Source organism: Hymenobacter chitinivorans DSM 11115 (assembly GCF_002797555.1).
Classification (GTDB): Bacteria; Bacteroidota; Bacteroidia; order Cytophagales; family Hymenobacteraceae; genus Hymenobacter; species Hymenobacter chitinivorans.
In genome coordinates, this window is sequence record NZ_PGFA01000001.1 from 2,984,721 (window position 1) to 3,004,823 (window position 20,103).

Sequence of the window (20,103 nt, forward strand, 5' to 3'; positions counted from 1 at the left end):
CAATCTTATTGGATATGTACCGCGAGATGTTCACTGGCGTAAAGCTACGCGTCTACGTTCAGTTTCCTAGCTTCGTTTCCTGATGGCATCTTCTATCTTCTGCAGCCTACTCGGCCTGACGCTCTTCGTGGGCGACTGTAGCCCCTCAACCGCCCGCGTCCCCACCCGGGCCACGACTCCCGAAACGTCCGCGCCGACTACTCCGGCCGCGGCGGCGGGCCTGCAGATGGGCGCGGCGCAGTTCGGTAAGTACCTGCCCCAGTTGCAGGGCAAGCGCGTGGGCCTGGTCGTCAACCAAACCTCCCTGGTGGGCCGCACCCACCTCGTGGACACGCTGCTCAGCCAGGGCGTGCAGGTGAAGGCCATTTTCGCGCCCGAGCACGGCTTCCGGGGCGAAGAAGCCGACGGGGCCACCATCAAGGACGGGCGCGACACGCGCAGTGGGCTGCCGGTGAAGTCGTTGTACGGCAAGAGCAAGAAGCCTTCCGCCGACATGCTGGCCGACGTGGACGTGCTGATTTTCGACATTCAGGACGTGGGCGTGCGGTTTTATACCTTCATCAGCACGATGCACTACGTGATGGAAGCTGCCGCCGAGCAGGGTAAGAGCGTCATCGTGCTGGACCGGCCCAACCCCAACGGCTTCTACGTGGACGGGCCCGTGCTGGAGCCCGCGCACAAGTCGTTCGTGGGCATGCACCCCATTCCGGTGGTGCACGGGCTGACGGTGGGCGAGCTGGCCCAGATGATAAACGGCGAGAAGTGGCTGGCCGGCGGCCGGCAATGCCCCCTGACGGTGGTGCCGGTGGCGGGCTACACCCACGACACGCGCTACGAGCTGCCGGTGCGGCCTTCACCCAACCTGCCCAATGCCCATGCGGTGCTGCTTTACCCCACCATCTGTTTGTTTGAGGGCACCAACGTGAGTGTGGGCCGCGGCACGGAAGCCCCGTTCGAAATGATTGGCGCGCCGACCCAGCCCGCTTCCCGGCCGTTCAGCTTCACGCCCCGTCCCACCACCGGCTCGCCCCAGCCGCCCTTGAACGGGCAGAAGTGCTACGGCCAGGATTTGCGTAAGCTGCCCATGGCCGAGTCCGGCGGCTTCACGCTGCGCTACCTGATTGACTTTTATAAGCAGAGCACGGCCAAGGACAAGTTCTTCGGCAAGTACTTCGAGCAGCTCACCGGCACCAACTCGTTGCGGGAAATGGTGGTGGCCGGCAAGTCGGAAAAGGAAATCCGCAAGGCCTGGGAACCGAAGCTGAGCCAGTACAAGGCCCTGCGCAAGAAGTACCTGTTGTACCCGGATTTTAAATAGAATTCACGCAGGGTTTCGCAGTGGATGGCGCGGTGTCTCGCAGTGTCGTTCTGGCGGGCCACTGCGGAAGCCACTGCGAGACCCTGCGTGAAAGACTACATATGCTAAGAATCATCTTCATGGGCACGCCCGAGTTTGCCGTGCCCACGCTCGAAACCCTGCACCGCTGGTCCGGCTGCGAAATTGTGGCCGTCATTACGGCGCCCGATAAGCCCGCGGGCCGGGGCCGGCAGCTGGCCGAGTCGGCGGTGAAGCAGGCGGCCGGGGCCCACGGGATTCCGGTGCTGCAGCCCACTAATCTGAAGTCGCCGGAGTTTCAGCAGGAGCTGCGCTGCTATGCGGCCGACTTGCAGGTGGTCGTTGCCTTCCGGATGCTGCCCGAGGCCGTGTGGAACATGCCCCGGCTGGGCTCCATCAACATTCACGCTTCGCTCCTGCCCCAGTACCGCGGGGCGGCGCCCATCAACTGGGCCCTGATTCACGGCGAAAAGCAAACCGGCGTTACTTCATTTTTCCTGCAGCACGAAATTGACACCGGCAACCTGATTTTCCAGGACGTGGTGCCCATTGCCGACGAGGACGACTTCGGGGCCTTGTACGAAAAGCTCAAGGCGGCCGGGGCCCAGCTGGCCCTGCGCACCGTGCAGGCCATTGCCGACGGTACCGCGCCGAGCATTCCGCAGGTTATGGACCAGGAGCTACGCTCGGCGCCCAAGATTCAGAAGGAAACCGGCCGCCTCGACGCGGCGCAGCCCGCCGCGGCGCTGGTCAACCTGGTGCGGGGCCTCTCCCCCATTCCCACGGCTTTCACCCAGCTGCCCGACGGCCGCACGCTCAAGATCTTCCGGGCCCAGGCCCTGCCCGAAGCTGCCGCCGCGCCCGGTACCTGGGCCACCGACGGCCGCACGTATCTGCGCCTGCACACCGGCCAGGGCCAGCTCGACTTGCTCGACGTGCAGCTCGAAGGCAAGAAGCGGATGCCCGTGGGGGAATTCCTGCGCGGGTTTAACAGTGCCGTTCTTAACTCCCCGGCCGTATGATAGCCTTAGTAGTAGCCGTGGCCGACAACGGCGTGATTGGGAAAGACAACCAGCTGATCTGGCACTTGCCGGAGGATCTGAAGCACTTCAAAAATCTGACGCTCAACCACCCGATTATTATGGGGCGGCGCACGTTTGAAGCCATTGGCCGGCCCCTGCCCAAGCGCCGCAACATCGTGGTGACCCGGCAGGCCGACTGGCAGGCCGAGGGCTGCGAAACGGCCTACTCCGTGCCCGACGCGCTGGCAACGGCCCGCCGTACCGACGAGGAAATCTTCGTTATTGGGGGCGGGGAAATCTACCGCCAGGCCCTGCCCGCCGCCGACACCGTGTACCTGACCGAAGTGCACCACGACTTCGAGGGCGACACGGTGTTTCCGGACCTTTCGCCGCTGGAGTGGCGCGAGGAAAACCGGGAGCGGCACGAGCCCGACGACAAGCACGCCTACGCCTTTAGCTTCGTAACGCTTCGGCGACGGTAGGCGCGGCAGCCGGGGCCGGAGCGGCAGGCCGGAAAAACTGGTTATAAAGCCTCTGCGCGAGACGGATGCCGGGCAAATCAACCAGGCGGTACATGGCGTAGGACACCAGGGCCAATACCGGCACCGTGGCTAGCCCCGTGAGGGCCACGGCAGTATGGTAACCCAGCCGGGGCTGTAAGGCCAGAAATAGGGCGCAGGAAAATGAGCCCAGCACCAGAAAGTGCAGCAAGTAGAGCGAAAAGGATACGGCACCCAGGCCCCGCAATGCGCGGCTGCTAAGCCCCCGCTGCAATCCGGGCAAGGCAAATACGGCCAGCAGCAGCAAGGTGGCCCCGGCCAGGTGCCAGACCTGAATGGCCCGCTCGCCGCCCAACCAGTCGGGCTTGAGGAAGCGGTACAGCGTCTCATCAACGGAAATAACGTCGGCCGTAGGGAACGAGCCCAGCAGTACGGCCCCGGCCAGCAGCCCGATTCCGAGCCACGGCCGGCCCGAGCGGAGCAGGCCGCCGTGGTGGCGTTGGTCGTTGAGCCAGACGCCCAGAATAAAGCCGGCGTAGTAAAAATTCAGCTCCGAAACGCTCAGCAAACCCAACGCCACCAGGTACACCACGCCGCGGTGACGCACCTTGCCAAACAAGGCCAGCAGGGCAAACACAACAAAGGAGCCGAACAGCTCAATGCTCAGCGTCCAGAACACCGGGTTGTAGCTTGACTCGCCGCCCAGCGGAATTCCAACTGCCAAATCGTGCAGAATCTGCTTGACGCCCGGCAGCTCAGGCCAGTACTCCCCGAAGCGCTTGACCAGGGTTATTTCGGCCACTTCGGTGTTGCGGTAGGCGCCCAGCCCCCACAGCAGCAGGGCCACCAGGGCAGCAAACGTGACGGGCAGCATCAGGCGTACGTAGCGGCGGCAGGCTTGGGACCGAAGAACTTCCGGGGAGCCGCCGGTACGCCAGAATTTTTCGCTGAGCACCAGTCCGCTGAGCACGAAAAACAGGCAGACGGCGAAGTTGCCGCCAATCAGGATGTTGGCCGGGGTACTAGCCACGGCCACCTCCACGCCCCCGTTGAGGTGGGCCATGTAGGCGTCGCCGGACAGCATGGCGGGGTAGAAAAAGCCCGCGAAGTGGTGCAGCACCACCACGGCAGCAGCTAGGCCGCGCAGCCCGTCGAGGTAGCGCAGTGTGGTGGGGGCAGAAACGGGAGAAACGGCCATACGCAAAGCTGAAGGGAAAGGGCTGGCCACATCGGGCGCAAACTGCGGCCAGGCTCAAAAGGCAATAAAACAAGTGTTTTCCCGCCAGCAAACCTATTTCCCGGCCGGGGCGCCGCCGGATTCGGTCTGGCCAGAATCCTCACTGCTCAAAAACATTTGTTTCTAAGCTCTGAGGAGTCCTCACTAGGCAAAAACATTTGTTTCTAGGCTCTGAGGAGTCCTCACTGCTTATATTTTTTTGTTTTCGAGCAGTGAGGACTCCTCACTGCTTGTATTTTTTTGTTTATGGGGAGTGAGGCCGCCTCAGGGCTTCCCAACGATTGTTTTTGACCTCCGAGGCCCCTACGAACGCAAAAGAGGCAGCCGACTTGGCTGCCTCTTTTATTCTGCAAATAGTTAGCGCCGCTTAGCGCAGCAGTACCAGCTTGCCCCAGCCGTTTTTAAAGGCTTTGTCGGCCACGGTGTTGCGGCGGTCAAACTTGCTCTGCGGGTCGTCCAGCACCACGCGGTAGAGGTAGGTACCGTTGGCCAGCCGGTCGCCGTACTCATCGGTGCCGTCCCAGGCGTAGTCGGTGATGTTGTTGCCGATACGCAGCATGCCCAGCTCCTGCATCATGATTTCGCGCACCACCTTACCCGTCAGCGTCATGATCTGGATTTTCATGTTGCGCGGCAGCTCGGCCCCGGTCAGGGTAAAGACGAACTTGGCCTTGTGGGTAATCGGGTTGGGATACGGGAAGATGTTGGTGATGGTCGAGGCGTTGATGACTTCAAACTGCACCTTGTAGTTCTCGGTGCCGGCCGTGCGGCCCGTGGCGTCGCGGCCCTGGGCTTCGAGCGTGTACTGCCCGTCGGGCAGCGGCGTGGCTTGGCCGGGTTCGAAGTCAATGCGGGCCGTGCCCTTGGCGGGGTCGGTGGTGAAGGTTACGTTCGAGGCGGTCAGGTCTACTTTCTTCGGGGGGCCGTTGCGCGGGGTCAGAATTAAGTCGAAGGCGTTCCGGTCGGTAATGGGTTGCAGCAGATCCTCATCGGTCAGCATCACCGAAATGACGGGCCGGGGCGAAACAATGTCGCCGTTGAGAATCCGCTGCCCGTCGAAGGCCACGTCCAGCACCGGCGGCACGCTGCGGTCTTCCACCCGGAAGGTGGGCAGGGTCAGTTCGTTGTTGAAGTAATACAGCTCGGGCAGGCGGCGGCCTTCCTTGTTGATGTTGAGCGTGATGGAGCCGCTCAGGTCGCCGTACAGGTTTTGCCCCCCCAGGTTCAGGCGAGCATTGAAGTTTACGGCGCCGTTGGCGTTCAGGGGGGTCAAGTCAATTTCGGTCGAAACTTCCTTCGTGGCGTTGCGCAGCGTAAAGGTGGCTTTCAGCGGCGTACCGAAAGGCAGGGCCGACACGTTCTGGAAGATAACCGGCACCTCAATATAACCGTTGTTAGCCTGCACCGCTAGAGCCGCCGCGTCGTAGGCCTTGGGCGACTTGGCCACCACCGAGTCGCGCCGTACTACGCCCTCGGGGTAGCCACGGTAGCTCACCAGCAGCTGCTTGATTTGCGGGGCCGTGTGGTTGACGTTGTCGGTAGCCGTGAGCACCAGCTGCAGGTACGGATAGGTAGCGGCGCTAATGCCGGCCAGGGGATATTCCCGCTTGGCCAGGGTGATGTTATCATCGAGCACCTTGCTATTGCCTTGCGCGTCGATGCCCACCAGCTGCAGCTTATAGCTGTCGGAAGGCTCCACCCGGATGGTGTGGTGCAGCGTGGTCCATTCCTGGGCTGGCCCGATGCGCACCGACGTGAGCGTACCGCTGGTACCGAAGGTGTTCAGCGCGCCGCTCAGCGTAATTACCTGGCTGTTGCGCGGCACCGTACTGCTGGTGTTGGCCGTGGCTTCCTGCGCTACCGGCTGCCCGGCTACCTTGTGGCTAAACAGAGCGTACGGGTCACTGTCCTGCAGGGAATTGATGCGCTGCGCGCCCAAGGCCGTAAAGGCCGCTTTCAGGGCGGGTGAAAAAGAGCTGAAGTTGACCTTGTTTACCGACACCAGCGCCACGTAGGCCCCCTGCGGAATGTTGGTCAGCAGGCTCAGCAGTTGAGCCTGCCGGGCCGGGGTGTTGATGTTGTCATTGTCGGCGGGGTCTTGACTGGCAAAGTGGTAGTACGGGTTGGGCGCCTGCCCGCAGGAGTCGTAGGGCCCGCCGCCGATGGTGCGCAGGGGCCTGAGCGTGGTTCCGTCGTACACGGCGACCAGGATGTTGGGCACGTTCACGCCGCACTCCACGTTGGTTACCGGCTCCGAGCCCAGTTGAATGCCGTAGCCAGGCTGGTAAGTCACGGCCGAGCCGTCGCCGCCACCCTTGGTTTGCAGGCTCACGGTTTGGGTAACCGCATCGAAGCTCCACTTGCCCGAGGGTGCGGCCACGCTCAGGCCCGTCAGCTCGTCGCGCACAAACTGTCCGTGGTGGCTCTGCGACCAGCCGCCGGTGGTGCCGCGCACTACCCGGAAGGAGCTGGTGCTCCACTCCTTGGTTTCGCCGTTGACGGGCGTTTCAAACCGCATCCGCCAGTACCACACCACACTGTCGCGGCCGGCCAGGGCGGGCAACTTGGGGCGCCAGTCGGCCAGCAGTGCCGCGTTGATTTTGGTGCGCATAATCAGGGCGCTATTGAAGGTCGGCACCGTATCCAGCTCTAGCTCGAAGCCGCGCACGGCCCCCACCGGGTCGTTGGTCTGGCCCACCAAGCGCACGTTGGCAGGAGCTACCAGCGCAAATTCCGGCGGGTTGAGCAGCGTAATTCCCTCTTCCAGGAACACGAAGTCGTACTTCGCCTGGTTGTTGGTTTCGCTCAGCTCGGCCACCTTGTTCTGGTCGTCGAGCGTGACGGTGAAAGTATTGTTGCCGAATACTTTGGCACCCGGCAGGTTTCTTATCGGAAGCACGTAGGTAGTATCGCCCAGCCCCTCCGGCTGATTTAGGTTGCGAAACTCATCAGTAGTAGTTGGGCTGCCATTATCGTACTTGCGCTCCACTAAAATATCGAGCTTCTGGGTCGTAATCTTGCCCGTGTTTTTCACTCGCACCAGCAGGTTGAAGGTGGGCGACTTGGCTCGCACCGGGTTGTTGTCCACCGACCGGATTTCCAGGGCCGGGGCGCCAAAGGTAAAGTCGGGCTGCGGGGGGGAGTACAGGCGTACGGCCGGGTCGGCGTGCCATACGGTACTCATCCAGCTGCTAATGGCCGAAGGCGAAGTAGTAGTGCGCTGCAAACGGCGGATGGCCTCGTTCTGTACGTCGGCCACCGGGCGGCCGTACCAGACCGGGTCATTGAGCAGGGCCGCATACACAACCCGCTGTTGGGTATCCACGTCGCCGGCAAAGCCCAAGCTGCTTTCGGCCATCAAGCCAATCAAACCTTTCTGACTGGCCAATACCCAATCCTGGGCGTATTTGGCCCGGTTGGCCCGGTACGCATTGCCGGCTGCGCAGCCGTTCACAAACATCATGGGGTACTTACCCACGTTGTTGTAGCCCAGCGACGGGTCGTTGATGTCGCCTAAATCCAGTTGAAGGATGTCGGGGTCCCCGTGTCCGTAGTAGGTAATCAGAGAAACCCCGGCGTTAAGATCCGCCGAAACGTTTTTGATAGTCGGCAGGCCGATGTGGGTGTAGGTATTAGTGACTTTACCGCCGAACAAGGGCTTTTCGATCAGGGCCTTGTAAGCATTCAGATTTCTCAAGTAATCTGAGTATTCGTAGTCATGTTGAGCACCGAGCAGGTTGATGGCATTCTTGCGCCAGGCCTGGCTTTCGAGCGAGGCATCCAGCCCTTGCTCGTGCTGTTTGAGCTTTTCCAGGTACGCCAGAACTTCTTCGGGGGTGCTGGCGGCCAGGCGGCCGGTGCCCATGCGCCCGGCATAGTCGTCGCGCATCCAGTCGGCGGTGAAGAAAATATCCGACGCCCCGCGGGTACTGGTCGGCACTAGGTCACGCACGACTGGGGAAGTACCGGTGAGTCGGTAGAGCTCCGGCTGCTTACGGATATACACCGATCCTAACGCCTCGCTCGGCTGAACTCCCTGTCCCAGCAGCAGCAGGTATTTAGCCCGGGCATTGGTCAGCATGTACTGGGAAAACTGCCGGATGGCCAGCGCCGATTTCTCCCCATAGTGAAACTGGTCGTAGAGCTGGTCACTGGTCACGACCAGGGTATCGAAGCGGGCCGCCCGGTAGGTGGCATAATCGCGCACCGGGTTTTGGGAGCCCGTAGTGGGCTTCATCAGCTGCCGGTGGGTTACAATCAGAAAGTTATGAGCCGCCGGCGAGATAGTACGGAACCGCACGCGGCGGGCCGGCAAGGGCGGCACCAGGGCCTGCTCCACATCGGTCAGCAACAGGTTGCGGGTGGCCGTACCGGGCAAGGCGCTGGGGAAAACATAAGCCCGCTGCGTGCCGGTGGTGGTTACGCCCTCAATGCGCTGCACGTTGTAGGGGTCCGTTACGTCGAGGCCCCGCACGGAGGCCGGGATGTTATTCAGCTGGTAAAAAGCCGGCGCCGAACCCAGCGTTGAGTCGTTGCGGAAAGCCACTTCCCGCCCTCCGGTAGGCCAAGCGGGCACGACGGGGTACTGCACCCGGGTGTAGGCAATGCGGAAGAGGTTGACGGGGCTGTTGGTTGCGCTGTTGTCAACGGCAACTTTCTGCCTGGCTACCCCGTCGCTATAAACAACATTACGAGGCACGGTATAGCGAACTTTCCGGCCTTCGAAATCCTGAATGGTAAAGGGGGCAATAAGAGGTTGGAAGGCACCGGTAGTTGGTGATTTATAATTGATAACCAGGTTGTGGGCCCGTTCACTGGCCCCGACAAAGAGAATTTCCACCAGGGGCAGCGGACCGCTGGTCACGGCCTGATCCAGGAAGGGAATATTTAGCGTCAGCGAGTCGGGTTTCCCCGATTTTATACCATTTGCCACCGAATAAAATCCTTCTCCGGCTTCGGCCCAGGGCTGGTAGATCAGCCGCTCTTCATTAACCTGCGCATACACGTCGCTGCGCTCGTACAAATCGTTTTTGATCCAGTACGGGTGGTTGCCGCCCGCCGGGGCCAGGCTCGGGGCCGCCATGCGCTTGCCGTTGGTAGTCGCCGACCAGGTCAGAAAATACGAAGCCGTGTCGGTGTAGAGGCTGTAGAGCTTCTGGGAGTGGTCCTGGGGCCGCTTGTACATGCCCACGTCGAGCTGCCCGTCGTTGTGCAGCCCGTAAAACTCGATGTAGGTGGCCGGGGTGAGCGTGGTGGGGTTATTGGGGCCCACGTAAATGGCCACTTCCTTGCCCCGGCGCCAGAGCTGAAACCGCTGTGGATTGACGCCGCTGATGCCAGCCTGGGTCAGGTAGTTATAGTCCAGGCGGTAAAGGCCGTCCTGGGCTATTTTGATTTTGTAGTACTGCTGGTTGGGCACAATCCACTCGTTGCCGTAGGGGCCCGACTGTGCCATGGCCGCCACCTGGCTCAGCAGCCCAATGAGGAGCAGCAGGCACCAGCGCAGCAAAGGTTGAACTCGGTAAGGGTGTGTCATAAAGACCGAAAAAAGACCGAAAAAAGGCGCCGGGCCGGGGCCGCGGCGCTACTTAGCGGAGAAGCAGGGTACGGGGCTTACTTAAAGCCGTAGCCCAGGGATACAATAACCGAGTTGGTGGCATTCTGACTGCTCACCTTCTCGACGGCCAGGCGTGACAAGGCCAAATCCAGGCGCAGGCCGCTGAAGGCCACGCCCACGCCCACGGTGGGCTGGGGCCGCCAGCCGCCCTTGCCATCAAAGGACTTGGCCGCGTCAATCTTCTGGAAGTTGCTCACCCCGCCGCGCAGGTAAATCAGGTCCTTGTAGCCGATTTCCACGCCGGCCTTGGGGTCGATGCTCACTGCGTCGGTTGATACCAGGGTGTTGCGCCGGCCGTCGGTGGTCATTTCCAGATCCACGGCCACCAGGGCCGTTATCTGGCCGGGCAACTTCACGCTGCGGCCCACGCCCAGAATAAAGCGGGGCAGGGTAATTTCGGTGCTGTTGGTTGGAATCGAGTCGTTCTGCGCGGCCACGCCCTGAAACTCGTCGGAGTTGATAGACCAGGCATTGACCGTGGTGGTAATGTCGCGGGCCATCAGCCCCAGGCGCCAGCCCTTGTAGTCGTACTGCAGACCGGCGTCGATGCCGAAGCCCCAGGCGTTGGCAAACTTGCCCACGTTGCGGTAGATAATCTTACCGTTGCCGGCCAGCTTCAGGCCCTCAATGTTGCCCAGCTTGCGCGCGTAGGAAAGCAGCAGCGCATAGTCGGCCACGGAGAAGTAGTTGATCCGGTCGTAGGAAATCTGCCCGTACTCGTTGACCAGGGCCCGGGTGTCGGCAATGTTGTCGACGCCGACGCGGATGAGGCTGGCCCCAATGGCGCTTTTCTCGTCGAGGGGCATGGCAAAGGCCGCGTAGTCGTTCTTGACGATGCCCGAAAACAGCTCGGAGTGCATCAGCACCACATCGTATTTGGCTTTCTGCCCCAGCAGGCCGGCCGGGTTCCAGTAGCCGGCCGTGGCGTCGTTTACCAGGCTCACCTGCACGTTGCCCATACCCAGGGCCCGGGCCCCTACCCCGATGCTGAGAAAGTCGTTGCTGTACTTGGGTGTCAGGTCTTTGGTTTGGGCGTAGCCGGCCGTGGCCAGCCCCAGGCTAAGGCCTGCCCCAAGCAGGGCCGGGGCAATTCGGGAGAAGTGCAGCATAGAGATGAATGAATAAAAACGCGGTTGGTCCGCAGCAGCAACGCAAGATACTTATTAATAGTGCGCTGCCGAAGCAGCCCGGCCGTTGGCCCCCACCCTACCCCCGGCCAAAACTGGCTTTAACGGCCTGAAGCCCAGTTTTCACCCGCTTAACCGGGCTGGGGGCAGCCGTTATCTGGTCCGAAAAAACTTGGCCGAATCCGTCTGCCGGAACTATGTATAGCCAGGTACTAAAAATAAATTTGACTAGTACCTTGCGTCGCATAGTACCTTCCATTATCTTTGTTTCATTCTTCACCGATTTCTGCCCCAGCCCATGAAAGTAGAGAACACCCAAGTGCAGATGCGGAAGGGCATCCTGGAGTTCTGCATCCTGGAAATCATTGCCCGCGGCGAGGTGTATGCGTCGGACATGCTCGAGGAGCTTACCTCCGCCCGCATGATTGTAGTGGAAGGCACGCTCTATCCACTGCTGACGCGCCTCAAAAATGCCGGCTTGCTTGATTATACCTGGAAAGAGTCCACCTCCGGACCGCCCCGCAAGTACTACACCCTCACCCCGGACGGCCAGGAATTCCTGCACCAGCTGCGCCTGACCTGGGAGGAAGTACAGGATTCGATTCGCATCATCCGCCAAAAACCTCACCTCAATGGCGCCGCAACCCCAACGCCCTAGCGGCACTTAGTTGGCCCGGCCCATTCCTTTCGAGTTACTCTTGATTTGCAGCACTGAGATGAAAAAGAATATCAGCATCAACCTCCAAGGCCTCATCTTCCACATCGAAGAAGATGGCTACGACGTACTGAGCCGCTACCTGGCCGAAGTGCGGGCCCATTTCTCCGGCTACCGGGGTCACGAGGAAATCGTGGCCGACATTGAAGGCCGGATTGCCGAGCTGTTTGCCGCTCGCACCTCGTCCACGAAGCAGGTAATCACCCTGGACGACGTGCAGGAAATGGTCGGCAAGATGGGCCGCGTCAGCGACTTCCAGTCGGCCGATGAGGCGGAGGAAGAGGAAGAAGCCCTGGCCGGCGGCCCCGAGGTGTACACCAACTACGCCAAGGCCGCTGGTACCGCTACTGCCACGGCTGCCGCCACCGAAACCGAGCCCAAGCGCCTGTACCGCGACATGGCCAACCGCAAGATTGCGGGCGTAGCGGCCGGCGTGGCCCGTTACTTTGCCATCAACCCGCTCTGGATTCGGCTGGGCTTCCTGGCCTTCCTGTTTCTGCCCCCGATTGTGTTCGACAGCCACGACGGCCGCCACGACTTCGGCGGCAACCTGGCGGCTCTCTCCTTTATCAGCTACATTATCCTCTGGATTGCGCTGCCCAAGAAGTACGACACGATTTCGGGCGACGAGGACCCCACCTTTAAAAAGCTCTACCGCGACACCGACAACGGCAAAGTCGGTGGGGTTTCGGCCGGCCTGGCCGCTTACTTCAAGGTCGATGTGGTCCTGATTCGGGTTTTGTTCGTGGCCTTCGTCTTCGCCGGCGGCTTCGCCATCCCGCTCTACATCATCCTTTGGATTCTGCTGCCCGAGGCCAAAACCGTATCGGACCGGATGCGGATGCGGGGCGACGCGCTGACGCTTTCCAGCCTCGACAGTACCCTGCGCAACAACTCTTTCGAGGACGGCGCTGACGCGACTAGCAACAACCGCCCCGTGGGCACTTTTCTGGAAGAGCTGTTTCGCAACGTGCGGCCCCTGCTCAACTTCCTGGGTACCATCGTGCGCATCTTCATCGGGGTTTTGATGACCGTCACCGGCTTCGGCATTTTGCTGGCCCTGGTCATTGCGTTGGGCGTCGGGCTGGGCATGATTCCGGAAAGCCAGAACATCATGCTCTTCGATACGCCGGCCTACGTGATGCTCAATGCCATTCCGTCCTGGTCGTTGCTGCCCTTCTTCCTGGCTACTGCCATTCCGCCCCTGGCCATGATGCTGGCCGGCCTGGGTTTGCTGCTGCGCCGCTCTATTCTGAGCCGCACGGCCAACCTGACCATGTTTGGCCTCTGGCTGCTAGGCTTGGTGGGTTCGTCCTTCGCCATTGCCCAGGTGAGCCGCAACTTTGAGGAAGAAGCCCAGGTGGTGCAAAACCAAAACTTCCCGGCCCTGGCCGCTACGCCCAGTCTCTTCCTGGATGCCCGCCGCATGGACCGGTCTTCGTCGCAGTGGGTGGATGTGGAGCTGGCCGCCGCCGACAGCGGTGCCGCCGTACGGGTCGACAAGAACTTCTCGGCCAATGGCCCCACGGAAGAAAATGCCCGCCAGGTAGCTGTTAGCTCCATAGCCTATACCGTGCGCCAAAGCAACGACACCACCCTGCTCTTCGATGACCACTTCACGTACCGCCCGGGCGCGGCCTTCCGCGACCAGGACGTGAGCCTGCTGGTGCACCTGCCCCGCAACAAGACGTTCCGCATCAGCCAGAGCTTCGCCTCCATGCTCGACGACGACGATTTCCTGAACGAGCAGCGGCCCATCGATGCCTACAAGCACGCCTACCGCCTCACCGGCAACAAGCTGGAATGCCTCAACTGCACCAGCGCCGATTTGGAGGACAGCTTCAGCCGCTTCGACGACGAGGAGGACTCGGAAACGACCGATAACGACAGCACCGACACGACGGTCGACATCAACTCCGGCGACGAAAACTTCCGGATTCGGGTTAATACCGATGACGATGAAGACGGCAACGTGGGCGTTGATATTGACATCGACGACAAAGGCTTCTCTTCCGACCCGGGCCGCTACGGCTCGGCCCGCCGCACTTTTAACCTCAAGGGCTTCCGCACCATCGAGGCCGGTGGCATCTACCGGGTGTATGTGCGCCAGGGCCCCGAGTTCAAGGTGGAAGCGGCCGGCGAGGAGCGTGATTTGCGCGACCTGCGCGTCGAAACCGACGGCGACGAGCTGCTGATTCGGGACCGGAACCGCAACTCCTTCTTTTCGGGCCTCAAAGAAAACCATAAGCCAGTACTGATCCGGGTGCAGATGCCCGAGCTGACGGCTCTGCATCTGCGCGGCATTTCCAAGGCCAACGTGGCCGGCTTCAAAGACCAAGCCCTGCAGGTGCAGCAGGAGGGAATGTGCTACGCTATGCTCGACGTGAACGTACCCCGCCTCGACCTGGACCTGAGCGGAGCCTCCCGCACTGACCTGCGCGGCACGGCCAACGACCTGAACGTGGAAGGCTCCGGGGCCTGCCAGGTGCAGGGCTTGCGCATGAGCACCCAAACCGCGGACTTTGACTTGTCGGGCATGAGCAAGGCCCGGGTGCGGGTGGCCAACCGCCTGCGGGCCGAAGTGAGTGGCGCCAGCCGGGTCGAATACGCCGGCTCGCCCAGCCGGGTGCAGAAAGACGTGTCGGGCTCCTCGCGCGTTACCCGCCTGAAGACCAAGGACGAGGAATAACCGCTCTACGCGCATTAAATAGCAAGCGGAGAATCAAAATTATAGTTGCCCTTCAGTTGAACTTCACCCAGGCCTCATCCAAGCCGGAGTAGGTTTGGCATCATTATCGGTATATAGAAATGCCGGCCAGGCAACCTTTGGCGCCTGGCCGGCATCTTTCCGGCAATAACACGAGAAAATGGGTTTACTTACTGGTGAGTGAAAAGGTGACCCGGAGGAAGTCCTTTTGCCTGGCCGAGCTGCAACAGGTAGGCAAAGGCTTCCTCAAACTCGTTGCGCACCTTGCCGTCGAGAATGGCCTCTAGCACGGCCTCTTTGAGCTCCCCAACTTCGCGGGAGGGCTTCAACCCGAAGGTTTCCATGATGACTTCCCCGGTAATAACGGGCTTGAAGTTGCGCAGATGGTCCTTCGCCTCTACTTCCTTAAGCTTCTCTTCCACCAGCCCGAAGTTGCGTAAATAACGCTCTTTGCGCTGGTGGTCTTTGCTTGTAATATCGGCCCGGCACAGGAGCATGAGCCGGTCAATATCGTCGCCGGCCTCGAAGAGCAGGCGGCGCACGGCCGAGTCCGTCACGGTTTCCTTGACCAGGGCAATGGGCCGCAGGTGCAGGCGCACGAGCTTTTGCACCATGCGCATTTCCTCGCCCAGCGGCAGCTTGAGGTCAGTAAAAATACCGGGCACCCAGCGCGCCCCTTTGTCTTCGTGGCCGTGAAACGTCCAGCCTACTTTCTTGTCGTAGCGCTTGGTGGCAGGCTTGGCAATGTCGTGCAGGATGGCGGCCCAGCGCAGCCACAGGTCGCCGCCGGCCGCCACCACGTTATCCAGCACCTGCAGGGTGTGATAAAAGTTGTCCTTGTGGGCGTGCTGCCCCACTTTCTCCACCCCGTAGAGCTGGGCCATCTTCGGGAAAATCAGCTGGAGCAGGCCCGTCTGAAACAGCAGCTTGAAGCCGTAGCTGGGCTTGGCCGCCTCGATAATCTTGTTCAGCTCGACGGTAATGCGCTCCTGCGACACAATCTTGATCCGGTCCTTGTTGCGGGCAATGGCGTCGAAGGTGTCGGGCTCAATGTCGAAGTCGAGCTGGGTGGCAAAGCGCACGGCCCGCATCATGCGCAGCGGGTCGTCGGAGAAGGTAATATCCGGGTCGAGCGGGGTGCGGATCGTTTTCTGCTGCAGGTCGCCCATGCCGTTGTAGCGGTCCACGAGCGTACCAAAGTCCTGGGGATTGAGACTCAGGGCCAGGGCGTTGATGGTGAAGTCGCGGCGGGCCAGGTCTTCCTCCAAAGTGCCGGCCTCTACTTCGGGCTTCCGGCTTTCGGCCCGGTAGCTTTCCTTGCGGGCCCCCACAAACTCCAGCTCCACGGTTTCGGTGGGTAGCATGGCCGTGCCGAAGTTCTTGAATACCGTCACCCGGGGCTTACCCGGCAGCTTGCGCCCCACGGCCTGGGCTAGCTTTATTCCGTCGCCCACGCACACCACGTCCACGTCCTTGCTGGGCCGCTGCAGGGCCAAATCTCGCACGAAGCCCCCAATAACGTAGGCCGGGTAGCCCAATTCCCCCGCCGCCTCGGCAATGGTCTCAAACAACGGATTCTCGGGAAGCTGGGGAGTAGTCATGCGCAACGGGGTAAGTAAAACGGCCGCAAAGGTAATGTGCTAATGTGGAGAATGTGCGGATGTGCTAAACCCGGGTCCTTGCGAGGACGCAAAGCGAAGCTAATACGTCCTCTGAAATGTGGTGCGTGGCCTTATGTGAAACGCCCTCAATCGTATGCAACGATTGAGGGCTTTTTGGTAAAAGGGCAAGTCGTCCTGCGCAGAGGACGGATGGCTTTGTCATTCTTCCTCGCAAGGACACGAGGCCTTCATTCTCACATTCCCCACATTCCCCACATCAGCACATCAGCACATCAGCACATTATACTCACATTAACCCCGGATTACTTCCAGGCTGCCGTCGGGCAGCACCCGCACGATGCGGGAAGGCTGAGCCCGGGTTTCGTCGTCCTGGCGCCAGCTTACCACGTAGTCGGCGGCGCGCACGATGGCGGGGCTGATTTCGGGGTAAATGGCGGCCGTGGGCTCCCCGCTGAGGTTGGCCGAGGTCGAGACCAGGCCGTGGCCCAGGCGGCGCACTACTTTGCGGGTAAACTCATCCTGCAGCGTCACGCGCAGGCCCACGGTGCCGTCGGGGGCCAGCAGGTTGGGCGCCAGGTGGCGACTGCCCGCTACTATATAGGTAGTGGGCCGCTCCTGGGCCGCCAGCAGCTCACTCAGGTTGGGCGGCACCACGGCGGCGTATTTGGCAAACATGGCCTCATCGGCCACCAACACGATAAAACCTTTCTCGGCCGGCCGGTTCTTGATTTTGTACACCTTTTCCACGGCCGGCGGCACTTCCGCGTCGCAGCCCAGGCCCCAGACCGTATCCGTCGGGTAGAGAATCACCTGCTGCAACAGTAAGGCATCGACGGCGGCGTCTACTTCCTGGCGAAAGAAATTGCTGTTGGTAGTGTTACTCATGGTCGGTGGTGGGGCTGATGGATTGGCAGAGCTCAACTAGTACGCCAGCCGCGCTTTTGGGATGCACAAAGCAGACGAGCTTGTTGTCGGCCCCGCGCTTGGGCTCCTCGTTGAGCAGGGTGAAGCCTTCCTGCCGCAGCCGCGCCATTTCGGCCCGGATGTCGTCTACTTCAAAGGCCACGTGGTGAATTCCCTCGGGCTTTTTGGTCAGGTACTTGGTAATGGCGCTGTCGGGCGAGGTGCCGGCCAGCAGCTCAATTTTGGAGCCGCCGACCTGGAAAAACACCGTATCCACGGCTTCACTGGCTACGTGCTCGGTTTTGTAAGGCGCCGCCCCGAGCAGGGTTGTATACAAGGCGGTGGCAGCTTCAAGGTCGTGGACGGCCAGGCCGAGGTGTTCCAGATTGGTAAACATGAAAGTTGGGGTGGGAAGCTGGTGGACTCTATTTGGAATATATCTACTTTTGTGGGAGCAAAGTAAAACCTGTTCATCGGTTTTTGTGTTCTACCTGCGAATCATTCTCCACTAGGATTCGCCCGCTTACTCTGGTTTTTCGCTGATTTACATACTCCGAGCCATGCTCAAGCTACCTATTTACCTCGACAACAACGCCACCACTCCGCTGGACCCGCGCGTGTTGGAGGCCATGATGCCCTACCTGACCGAGGTGTTCGGCAACGCTGCTTCCCGTAACCACCCTTTCGGCTGGGCCGCCGAGGAAGCCGTCGACTATGCGCGCGAGCAGATTGCTTCGCTCATCAACTGCGACTCCAAGGAAATTATCTTCACCTCGGGCGCTACCGAGTCGGATAACCTGGGCATCAAGGGGGTATTTGAGATGTACGCCCAGAAAGGCAACCACATCATCACTGCTACCACCGAGCACAAAGCCGTGCTCGATACCTGCAAGCACATCGAGAAGCTCGGCGGCCGGGTAACCTACCTGCCCGTCAACTCGGAAGGCCTCATCAGCCTCGAAGACCTCGAAGCTGCCATGACGCCCCAGACCGTCCTGGTGACCATCATGTACGGCAACAACGAAACCGGCACCATTCAGCCGATTCGCGAAATTGCCGCCATTGCCCACAAGCACGGCGCCCTTTTCATGACCGACGGCACCCAGGCCGTGGGCAAGATTCCGGTTGACGTTATTGCTGACGGCATCGACATCATGGCCTTCACGGCCCACAAGATGTACGGTCCCAAGGGTGTGGGTGCCCTGTACGTGCGCCGCAAGAACCCGCGGGTAAAAGTAACCGCCCAGATGGACGGCGGCGGCCACGAGCGCGGCATGCGCTCGGGTACCCTGAACGTGCCCGGCATCGTGGGTTTGGGCAAAGCCTGTGAGCTGGCCCGCCTGGAAATGGCCGCCGATACGGCCCGTCTCTCGGCCCTGCGCGACAAGCTGGAGCGCGAGCTGCTGACCCTGGAAGAAAGCTACGTGAACGGTTCGCGGGAGCACCGCCTGCCCCACGTGACCAACATCTCCTTTAAGTACGTGGAAGGCGAAGGCCTGATGATGGGCGTGAAGGACCTGGCCGTATCGTCGGGCTCGGCCTGCACCTCGGCTTCACTGGAGCCCTCGTATGTGCTCAAGGCCCTGGGTTTGAGCGACGACCTGGCCCACAGCTCCCTGCGTTTTGGCCTGAGCCGCTTCACCACCGAAGAGCAGATCGATTACGCCATCGGCCACGTAAAAGAAGCTGTGACCAAGCTCCGCGAAATGTCGCCCCTGTGGGAGATGTTCAAGGAAGGCATCGACCTCAGCAAGATTGAGTGGGCTGAGCACTAAAATCTCAGTTGTCAGTTGGTAGTTGTTGGTTGTTAGGAAACAATGAACACGCCGAAAACTGACAACCAACAACTATCAACTGACAACCAAACAAAGCCATGGCTTACTCCGATAAAGTAATCGACCATTACAGCAACCCCCGCAACGTGGGCACGCTGGACAAGAGCAAAAAAAACGTGGGCACCGGCCTGGTCGGCGCCCCCGAGTGCGGCGACGTAATGCGTCTGCAGATTGAGGTCGACGAAACCACCAATACCATCACCGACGCCAAGTTCAAAACCTTCGGCTGCGGCTCGGCTATTGCCTCGTCGTCGCTGGCTACGGAATGGCTGAAAGGCAAAACCGTGGACGAGGCCCTGGCCATCGACAACATGGAAATTGTGGAAGAGCTGGCTTTGCCGCCCGTAAAAATCCACTGCTCGGTGCTGGCCGAAGACGCCATCAAGTCGGCCATCAACGACTACCGCGTGAAAAACGGCATGCCCGCCCTGGAAGAGTCGAAGGCTCACCATTAATTGTTTGATTGCTGATTGTCGATTGGTAATTGGTAGTTGTTCTCCGGCAAAACCGTGGGCCAACTACCAATCGACAATCAGCAATTAGCTTTTAACAAGTACCCAATGGAAGTTTCGCCCGACATTCACGTCGAAAGCAGCCGGATTCAGAAGCAGATTGAGGATTACCTGGGCATGGGCCCGGGCAACTTGCTGTTCGAGTTTCGGCAGCTGGACCATCTGGTGCGGCTGGATCTGATTACCGTTAATCCGCGCCACCACCAGAGCTTCCTGTTTCGCTACGAGGAAGGCTACGACAAGCTGGATGCCCTGCGCAAGATGCTGACCTACGTGCAGCGCCTGCGCGACACGGAAAGCTCCTACACGATTCAATGGCGGGCCCGCGGCGACAAAGAGCTGCAGACTTCCTATTTCCGGGCGCACAATACCTACGAGGCCCTGGACAAGCTCTATTACGGGCGCGACCTAAACACTATCACCGTGTTCAGTGTTGTGCTCAATCCTTCCTCGTAACAACCGGTAGCATAACGCAGGCGGACACTATTTGCCGCCGTTTTCTGTTTCTCTACCAAGTACGCCATACCCAGTACTACCCAAGCCATGATTACCGTTTCTGATAAAGCCAAGGAGAAAGTAGAGCGTCTGATGTCCGACGCTCAGCTCGACGAAACCTACCGCCTGCGGGCTTCCGTGGCGGGTGGCGGCTGTTCCGGCCTGTCCTACAAGCTCGACTTCGACAACGAGGTGAAGCCCATGGACCAGGAGTTCGAGGACAAAGGTGTCCGCGTCGTGGTCGACATGAAAAGCTTCCTGTACCTGGCCGGCACCCAGCTCGACTTCTCGGATGGGCTCAACGGCAAAGGCTTCTACTTTGACAACCCCAATGCGTCGCGCACCTGCGGCTGCGGCGAGAGTTTCTCCGTGTAGTTTGCCGGGCCTGCACGCATTCGAGGCAGCGCAGCTTACCGCACAAAAAAAGCCCTACCCCGCGCGGGATAGGGCTTTTTTGTGACTATTGCCTCCGTAA

15 protein-coding genes are annotated in these 20,103 nt (G+C 60.5%); 9 read left to right on the forward strand and 6 right to left on the reverse strand.

The genetic code is table 11. The features are described 5' to 3' along the window. Positions 1-82: 82 nt before the first annotated feature. The 3 genes from CLV45_RS12565 to CLV45_RS12575 all read left to right on the forward strand — a co-directional run bounded on the left by CLV45_RS12565 (position 83) and on the right by CLV45_RS12575 (position 2,840). Complete coding sequence (locus CLV45_RS12565; RefSeq protein WP_100336695.1) at positions 83-1,318, forward strand: exo-beta-N-acetylmuramidase NamZ family protein; 1,236 nt, start codon at positions 83-85, stop codon at positions 1,316-1,318. A 101-nt stretch (positions 1,319-1,419) separates the two neighbouring features. Beyond that, the gene (gene fmt / locus CLV45_RS12570) at positions 1,420-2,358 is read left to right on the forward strand and encodes a methionyl-tRNA formyltransferase (protein WP_100336696.1); all 939 of its coding nucleotides are present in this window, start codon (positions 1,420-1,422) and stop codon (positions 2,356-2,358) included. Continuing rightward, the gene (locus CLV45_RS12575) at positions 2,355-2,840 is read left to right on the forward strand and encodes a dihydrofolate reductase (RefSeq protein ID WP_100336697.1); all 486 of its coding nucleotides are present in this window, start codon (positions 2,355-2,357) and stop codon (positions 2,838-2,840) included. The genes fmt and CLV45_RS12575 overlap by 4 nt, the downstream gene beginning before the upstream one ends. Here CLV45_RS12575 and CLV45_RS12580 read toward each other — a convergent pair. The 3 genes from CLV45_RS12580 to CLV45_RS12590 all read right to left on the reverse strand — a co-directional run bounded on the left by CLV45_RS12580 (position 2,812) and on the right by CLV45_RS12590 (position 10,821). Then, positions 2,812-4,056 carry an acyltransferase family protein gene (locus CLV45_RS12580; protein WP_100336698.1) on the reverse strand — a complete coding sequence of 415 codons (1,245 nt, stop codon included), beginning with the start codon at positions 4,054-4,056 and terminating at the stop codon, positions 2,812-2,814. The two genes, CLV45_RS12575 and CLV45_RS12580, sit on opposite strands and share 29 nt — an antisense overlap. A gap of 406 nt (positions 4,057-4,462) precedes the next feature. After that, positions 4,463-9,631: a putative type IX secretion system sortase PorU2 gene (gene porU2, locus CLV45_RS12585; protein WP_100336699.1), complete on the reverse strand. Its 5,169-nt coding sequence runs from the start codon at positions 9,629-9,631 to the stop codon at positions 4,463-4,465. Between the two features lie 77 nt (positions 9,632-9,708). Beyond that, entirely contained in the window at positions 9,709-10,821 is a 1,113-nt protein-coding gene (locus CLV45_RS12590) for a putative type IX sorting system protein PorV2 (RefSeq protein ID WP_100336700.1), read from the reverse strand. Between the two features lie 316 nt (positions 10,822-11,137). On the opposite strand from CLV45_RS12590, the gene CLV45_RS12595 reads away from it, so the two are divergent. Next, entirely contained in the window at positions 11,138-11,497 is a 360-nt protein-coding gene (locus CLV45_RS12595; RefSeq protein ID WP_100336701.1) for a PadR family transcriptional regulator, read from the forward strand. A gap of 58 nt (positions 11,498-11,555) precedes the next feature. Then, entirely contained in the window at positions 11,556-14,243 is a 2,688-nt protein-coding gene (locus CLV45_RS12600) for a PspC domain-containing protein (protein WP_100336702.1), read from the forward strand. A gap of 188 nt (positions 14,244-14,431) precedes the next feature. Here the strand turns inward: CLV45_RS12600 and CLV45_RS12605 are convergent, their stop codons facing one another. The 3 genes from CLV45_RS12605 to mce form a co-directional block, all read right to left on the reverse strand. Further along, positions 14,432-15,862 (reverse strand): CCA tRNA nucleotidyltransferase, encoded by a 1,431-nt coding sequence (locus CLV45_RS12605; protein WP_100336703.1) that lies wholly within the window; start codon positions 15,860-15,862, stop codon positions 14,432-14,434. 312 nt (positions 15,863-16,174) lie between these two features. After that, positions 16,175-16,768, reverse strand: a complete 594-nt coding sequence (locus CLV45_RS12610) for an L-threonylcarbamoyladenylate synthase (protein ID WP_100336704.1) — start codon at positions 16,766-16,768, stop codon at positions 16,175-16,177. Next, on the reverse strand, positions 16,761-17,183 hold the full coding sequence (gene mce, locus CLV45_RS12615; RefSeq protein ID WP_100336705.1) for a methylmalonyl-CoA epimerase: 423 nt from the start codon (positions 17,181-17,183) through the stop codon (positions 16,761-16,763). The genes CLV45_RS12610 and mce overlap by 8 nt, the downstream gene beginning before the upstream one ends. 163 nt (positions 17,184-17,346) lie before the next feature. On the opposite strand from mce, the gene CLV45_RS12620 reads away from it, so the two are divergent. From CLV45_RS12620 to CLV45_RS12635, 4 genes are all read left to right on the forward strand, one after another. Continuing rightward, positions 17,347-18,561: an IscS subfamily cysteine desulfurase gene (locus CLV45_RS12620; RefSeq protein WP_100336706.1), complete on the forward strand. Its 1,215-nt coding sequence runs from the start codon at positions 17,347-17,349 to the stop codon at positions 18,559-18,561. Between the two features lie 98 nt (positions 18,562-18,659). Beyond that, a complete protein-coding gene (iscU, locus tag CLV45_RS12625; RefSeq protein ID WP_100336707.1) occupies positions 18,660-19,076 on the forward strand; it encodes a Fe-S cluster assembly scaffold IscU in 417 nt (138 codons plus the stop codon). A gap of 105 nt (positions 19,077-19,181) precedes the next feature. Further along, positions 19,182-19,589, forward strand: coding sequence for a hypothetical protein (locus CLV45_RS12630; RefSeq protein ID WP_100337028.1), 408 nt, complete (start codon positions 19,182-19,184; stop codon positions 19,587-19,589). Positions 19,590-19,676: 87 nt separating this feature from the next. Then, positions 19,677-20,003 carry a HesB/IscA family protein gene (locus CLV45_RS12635; RefSeq protein ID WP_100336708.1) on the forward strand — a complete coding sequence of 109 codons (327 nt, stop codon included), beginning with the start codon at positions 19,677-19,679 and terminating at the stop codon, positions 20,001-20,003. The last annotated feature ends 100 nt before the right edge of the window (positions 20,004-20,103 follow it).